The sequence below is a fragment of the Neorhizobium sp. DAR64862/K0K3 genome, from assembly GCF_050500185.1.
Taxonomy (GTDB): Bacteria; Pseudomonadota; Alphaproteobacteria; order Rhizobiales; family Rhizobiaceae; genus Neorhizobium; species Neorhizobium soli.
Map to the genome: position 1 here is coordinate 93,226 of NZ_CP191452.1, position 6,118 is coordinate 99,343.

Genomic DNA, 6,118 nt, shown 5'->3' on the forward strand with positions numbered 1-6,118 from the left:
CTCGTCTACAATAGCCGCGGTTACCGGAGGTCGAGGCAGAGAGTGGCCATCCTGCTATTTCGGACCGAGCACCTCATCAAGGCCACCACCCTGTGGCAGGCCGGACATCGTTTTGATTTCACCTTTGCCGTTCTTATAGACGATTGCGGGTGTTCCGCCGAAACCGAGTGCGGTCATCAGTTGCTCGTTGGCCTTAAGGCTGACAGCCGTTTCCGGGCGGATTGTAGATAAGGGAGGTATTCCTCCCTCTTGCGTTTCGTTGAGCGCGATGGCCTTCTCGGGTGATTGAGCCTCAAGGATCGCAGCCGCCTTTGCAGGTGAATCCTGCCTGATGACGCCGACCATCACATGTCTCAGCTGAACCTTGCCGCCCTCAACCCAAGGGCGAGCAGCTTTCCAGAATTGACGGCAGTAAGGGCAATTTGGATCTGTAAAAGTGTAAATCACCCTTGGCGCCTCGGGATTTCCGTCCTGCACCCATGAAGATTTCTCCAACGTTGTCCAGACTGCCGGATCGATGGCCACTTCAGATAGCTTTTTCAGTTGATCGGCCGCGACATCGATACCATCGCCATTGACGAGGGGACCCACGATTACATGTTGATTATCAGGAGTTAGGTAGATTGTCAGAGGCTGCGCACCGGCCTTGGCGGCAAATCCTCGTAGCCCACCAGGCACTTTCATCTCGCCGAGTATCTTGATGCCTTGTTCTTCTATCCTTCCCAAAATTGCTGGACGACTTTCCGCTCCGGTCAATGTGGACGGGTCATCTGAAAAGGCGTTTGTGGAAGAGCTTATAAAAAAGAGAGCAACCAGGACCCCCGACGCTTTACGGGCATTCTTGTGTATAGGCGACATGGTAGTTTCCTTCACTAAAGCGTTCGCAGTAAATCCTGTTACTTAAGTCAACCTTAAGCAGACAGGCAGGTGCAGAAGCAAACGCCGGCCTGATAAATGAACCCGGCTGAAGTGCTCACATCGACATCAGCGATGGCTCACCGGTGCAGGCTAGGGAACGGCATGCACACAGCGACCGCTGTTCTCGTCGACCGAAATTTATATGGCTGTCATGCGACGTAGAACCGGCCCACGGTTTGGCTCTGCGCTCGTCCCTCGGAAATGTAATCTTCCAGCGCTTCGATTGCGGTGACATCAAGATGTCGGCGGTCATGACCATATTTTGCCGGCACGCCCTGTTCCGTTACGAACGCCACGGCCACATCTTCGTCGTCCTCAAGCTCGCGCTCGCCCAAAAAGATCTTTTCTATTCGGTGACCTGCAGGGTTTTCGATCTTGCCGAAGATGGTTAAGCCACGAAACCGCTTGAGATAGCCACCCATCTGATTGTAGGGATCCGCAGCGAAAGTCCGATCGAGGTTATCTTCCATCATATGCCGAATCTCAGAACCCGACATTTCGGTCACGGAGACTGGAGGGTTGGTCGGAATTATATTCCACAAATCATTCATTGTAATAGGACCAGGCGGAATTGGCGCGCCGTACCGCCAGCCATTTGAAAATGCGATATCCGTCCCGGCACTTGTGCTAATTGCCGCCAAGAGAAGATCGTCCATAGTTGAAAACAGTTGCAGGTTGCGGTGTAAGGCGGAATTTGTCTGGCCGATGCAACGGTTCAAATATTCCCGATGAGGATGCATAATTGTGTCGACGATCTCTGCCATAGCAGCATTTTCCTGAAATGACTCATCCACGGCAATAAGCTGATGCTCGAAGGAAGATATCCGCCCCCCTTTGATTAACAGATCGAGGCGACCCAAGAACGAACCATGGCATCCGGACTGGATGATAAGCGTTCCGCCGATTTCAATCGCACGCTGAAGTCGGTTATGGGTGTGGCCGCTCAGAATGACATCCACCCCTTCGAGCCTTGCGGCGAGTTGTGCGTCTTGTGGGAGGCCAAGATGCGACAACAGCACAACAAGGTCGCAATGTTCGTGGCCACGCAGTCGCGTGATTTCGGCTGCGATCGCTTCTTCATTGATGTCGAACCGTCGTCCGGTGCTGAAGCTTGGCGGCATGCTTTTGTCGATAATGGTCGCCGCCAGGCCAATTACACCGACGCGTAGCTGACCTCTGTCGAAAACAGCCGACGGCTTAAACGGCCGCGTATCGTCGTCAGTCCTGTAGCAATTGAGAGCGAGCATAGGATGATGGAGGCGTTGGCATAGGTATTCGAAATGCGCCGGTCCCCATGCGAACTCCCAATGCGCAGTCATGGCATCGATGCCAAGAGCATTTACGGCGTCAACCAGATCCACGCCCTTGCTGGCGACCGCCGGATAAGTGCCGTGAAACATGTCTCCATTGTCCAGCACCAGCAATTCGCCGCCTGCGCTCCTGATTTGGCTAAGAGCGGTTGAGATGCGCGCAAATCCCCCAAGCACTGGAAATGTTGGTCCGGAGGCAGACCAGATCAACTCGGGATGTGGCTCGAGATAGCCATGCACGTCGTTGATTTGTACGAGTGTAAGTTTCGCGTCCTCGGTCATCGCCGGTCCTTTCGAGCTTTCGCGATCGGTGCAATGTTCGCATAGGCCGATCCCCGCCTTAAGCCAGGCTTAAGGTGGCACTGCGATGTGATGCCCGCCCCACAATAAGGATTGCCTTGACTATGCTTTTTCGAACGTTCGTCTCGTTCTTCGCGAGACTGCTGGCCGGCGCAATATTCGGCATTGCTGTACTGTCCGCAAGTGTCTCGTCACTGCGAGCCGCGGAGGACCTTAGCAAGGAAATGATCCTCAACGATCCCGCAGCTCCGGTTGCAGGGAACCCTTCAGGTGATGTGACGATCGTCGCTTTTCTGGACTATAATTGCCCTTTCTGCAAAAAAGCAGCGCCGGACCTGGAGCGCGCGGTCAAAACAGATGGACGGGTCAGGCTTGTCTACAAAGATTGGCCAATCCTTACCGAGGCTTCAAAATATGGAGCTCGCGCTGCGCTGGCTGCGAAATATCAGGGCAAGTACCAAGAGGTCCACAACGCGCTGATGGCTATTCCTGGACGCAAGATCACTGAAGATCAAATGCGTAAAGCGATCGCAACGTCTGCGGTCGATATAGCCCAGATGGAGAAGGACATGAAGGCTCATGCAGCCGAGATCGATGCTGTTCTTGATCGCAATCTTGCACAAGCCGATGGCCTCGGGCTCCAGGGAACGCCAGTCTTCCTGATCGGCTCGTTCATGGTGCCCTCTGTCCTTTCCTATGAGGAGTTTCAAAAAGTCATTGCGGAAGCCCGTTTGAAGGTAGCCAAATGATGAAGAATTGCGATTTTCTTGTCATGGCGAAAAACTGCAAATGCCAAGCAATGCATTTGTCGAGTTTCATCGTTCTTGCAATCACTCTTGCATCATGCGCTTCTTCACCGCCCACACTTGCGCCGTCACTTCCGTTTCAAACGCCGGTCGCTATCCAGCCTGCGCCGTTTGCAGAAGAGGATCGATACGGCGCCAAGGCGAACGAGCCATTTCCTGTTGCTGCTGTGAACACCGAAAAGGTCGGCTCGCAGTATCTAAAACAAATCGTTGATTACCCAACTGACCAGCCCGTTGGGACGGTTGTGGTCGATCCACGAAGCCGTTTCCTTTATCTCGTCAAAGAGAATGGAAAAGCTGTTCGCTATGGGGTTGGTGTCGGCAAGGCTGGCTTTGAGTTTGCCGGCTCGGCACATATCGGCTTCAAAAGAGAATGGCCCCGCTGGACCCCGACCCCCGACATGCTCGCGCGAGATCCGAAACGCTATGGGAAATGGGCAGACGGCATGGATGGTAGTGACCGAAATCCGTTGGGCGCTCGAGCCATGTATCTCGTCAAAGACGGTAAGGACACTCTCTACCGGATTCATGGGACAAATGAGCCTTGGACGATCGGAACGGCGGCGTCATCAGGTTGCATCCGAATGCTTAATCAAGATGTCATCGATCTTTATAAGCAGGTCCCTACAGGTGCCAAAGTGGTTGTCTTAGGGACGACGGCGTAGGGTAAGATCGAAAGAGGCGCGGCCAGCATCATGAGCTTACACCACAACAGGTATGACGATCGTACAGTCGCGGACATCATCGCTGATGAAATGTGGTGGGAAGAATGGCTGGCCACGCCGGAGGCAGAACAGGAAAGACAGGTGAGCAAGGCCTTAAAGCGCTATTCCAGCTCCCTACAGAACTTAACACCAACTGAGCGCTACTGCCGCTCGCGTCGAGCCGCCCTACGACACTGTTTGAGCTGGCGTCAGCTTTACAATGATGATGGCCTCGACTTTTTCAAGGAAATGCTGCGGGAACGGCAGGCACGACTTGTGGAGCTTCGACACAGGCACGCAATCAGCAACCTCAAAAGGTAGGGCCGTGCCTAAAATTTTCTCAACTGGAGGCTTGCCGCTTTGTGTTGGAAGCTTATGGAACGTCGCGCTTTCTTAAGGATCTGGATGAACTCGGCGACGCTTTTGGGAGCCGCGATCTTGACGGGTTGCCAGACCGACTATCTACCGGACGTTACCAAAGCGAACGCGCCGATTCCATCCAAGCTTCTGGCTGAGATCGAAAAGAGAAAGATGGCCGCCGGCTCGCCAATTCTGTTGCGCATCTTCAAGCAAGAAGCCGAACTCGAAGTCTGGAAACAGGATCGCAAAGGTCGCTTCCACCTTCTCAAAACCTACCCGATCTGTAAATGGTCGGGCGATCTCGGCCCGAAGATCAGTGAAGGCGATCGCCAGACGCCCGAAGGATTCTACGACGTTACGCCGGGTCAGATGAACCCAAACTCGGAATACTTTCTTTCATTCAATCTAGGCTTCCCGAACGCTTTCGATCGCGCCCATGGCCGAAGCGGGTCGCATCTGATGGTGCACGGCGATTGCTCGTCACAAGGTTGCTATGCGATGACAGACGCGCAGATACAGGAAATCTTTTCGCTCGGCCGAGAATCGTTCTCCGGCGGACAAAGTTCGTTTCAAGTACAGGCCTATCCATTCCGCATGACGCCGGCTAACCTGGCCAGGCACCGAAACAGCCCACACCTGCCCTTCTGGCGTATGTTAAAAGAGGGCAACGATCACTTCGAGGTCACACGGCAGCAACCTGCAGTCGATGTCTGCGACAAGCGTTATGTTTTCAACGCAGTCGCACGAGCTGGCAATACTACAACGATCAACTTTGATCGGCGCGTCTCGTGCCCAGAATATGACGTGCCGCAGGATCTCGCTCAAGCTGTGCAGGATAAGCGAAGCCGCGATGACTTGGAGTTCGAACGCCTCGTCGCGCAAGGTGCGAAGATGGCGCCGATCGCGAGCGGCCGCGATGGCGGCATGCATCCGACTTGGGTCGAAAAACTGCGCCCACGTGAGATTGTCGATGAACGCGGCAACCTGAAGCTGATCGTTGACAAGAAATCCGAGCTCCGTTGACCACTCAAAACTCCTACTTGCCGAAATGGGCAATTTCGACGGATTTCGAGTTCTATTGACGCAGATTTGGGTCAATAAGGAACAAGCCGTCCGCCGTTTCTACCCGGGGGTAATCCGTCGCTATCGTTTAAGCATATTAGCCAAGTTCGGCCGGAAAGGCTGTGAGCCGCCCCTACCCTTAACTTTGGCCCAGTCTAACCAAGCAGTCCGACCACCACACACCCCGTGCGCGGCGAAGACACAAGCCCCTAGCAACTGACGAGGAGTTTAGCAGCAGCCTGCTCGCCCGCAAGGTCGCACCGCTTATTACCGTCAACGGCATTCTTTCGAGACCGGTAAAGTCCGCAAAACTGACATTGACAGTCGTACCACCCACCGTCCCGGCTACGGCATCAGCCTGCGCTGCCGCAATCGCATCCAGGAGGTGTTCGGTTGGATCAAGGCGCAGGCCGGCTTCGCCAAGGTCAAAGTCCGGGTCAGACCGAGAGTTGCCGCCGTCCTCAGATTCGCAATCGCAGCCTATATCCTTGTCAGAATGCCAAAACTGATCGCCGCAGCAGCCGCATAGGCTTCCACCCAGCCACCAAAGACCCAGAGCCAACAGTGGCAACCAAACTGAGGAACCCTAACAAACATAATACCCAACCGAACGCGCCACCAAAAAAAGAACGCAGACGCATTGCAGCAACCTGCCAGA

General features: G+C 54.3%; 5 protein-coding genes. 3 read left to right on the forward strand and 2 right to left on the reverse strand.

Annotated elements, in window-relative coordinates:
• Positions 1 to 54: 54 nt before the first annotated feature.
• Both dsbG and ACQY1L_RS25035 read right to left on the reverse strand, forming a co-directional pair.
• Positions 55 to 858 (reverse strand): thiol:disulfide interchange protein DsbG, encoded by an 804-nt coding sequence (gene dsbG, locus ACQY1L_RS25030; protein WP_249741301.1) that lies wholly within the window; start codon positions 856 to 858, stop codon positions 55 to 57.
• 209 nt (positions 859 to 1,067) lie between these two features.
• Complete coding sequence (locus tag ACQY1L_RS25035; protein WP_430246406.1) at positions 1,068 to 2,510, reverse strand: bifunctional metallophosphatase/5'-nucleotidase; 1,443 nt, start codon at positions 2,508 to 2,510, stop codon at positions 1,068 to 1,070.
• Between the two features lie 122 nt (positions 2,511 to 2,632).
• Here ACQY1L_RS25035 and ACQY1L_RS25040 point away from each other — a divergent pair, with 122 nt between their 5' ends.
• The 3 genes from ACQY1L_RS25040 (at position 2,633) to ACQY1L_RS25050 (ending at position 5,421) form a co-directional block, all read left to right on the forward strand.
• On the forward strand, positions 2,633 to 3,277 hold the full coding sequence (locus ACQY1L_RS25040) for a DsbA family protein (protein WP_430246404.1): 645 nt from the start codon (positions 2,633 to 2,635) through the stop codon (positions 3,275 to 3,277).
• Positions 3,274 to 3,999 carry a L,D-transpeptidase gene (locus tag ACQY1L_RS25045; protein ID WP_420885066.1) on the forward strand — a complete coding sequence of 242 codons (726 nt, stop codon included), beginning with the start codon at positions 3,274 to 3,276 and terminating at the stop codon, positions 3,997 to 3,999. The genes ACQY1L_RS25040 and ACQY1L_RS25045 overlap by 4 nt, the downstream gene beginning before the upstream one ends.
• Before the next feature lie 444 nt (positions 4,000 to 4,443).
• Positions 4,444 to 5,421 (forward strand): L,D-transpeptidase family protein, encoded by a 978-nt coding sequence (locus tag ACQY1L_RS25050; RefSeq protein ID WP_430246402.1) that lies wholly within the window; start codon positions 4,444 to 4,446, stop codon positions 5,419 to 5,421.
• Positions 5,422 to 6,118: the final 697 nt, after the last annotated feature.

Coding starts and splice junctions, on each gene's coding strand:
- ACQY1L_RS25035 (WP_430246406.1), bottom strand. CDS start 2,510: ATGACCGAGGACGCGAAACTTACACTCGTACAAATCAACGACGTGCAT.
- ACQY1L_RS25040 (WP_430246404.1), top strand. CDS start 2,633: ATGCTTTTTCGAACGTTCGTCTCGTTCTTCGCGAGACTGCTGGCCGGC.
- ACQY1L_RS25045 (WP_420885066.1), top strand. CDS start 3,274: ATGATGAAGAATTGCGATTTTCTTGTCATGGCGAAAAACTGCAAATGC.
- dsbG (WP_249741301.1), bottom strand. CDS start 858: ATGTCGCCTATACACAAGAATGCCCGTAAAGCGTCGGGGGTCCTGGTT.
- ACQY1L_RS25050 (WP_430246402.1), top strand. CDS start 4,444: ATGAACTCGGCGACGCTTTTGGGAGCCGCGATCTTGACGGGTTGCCAG.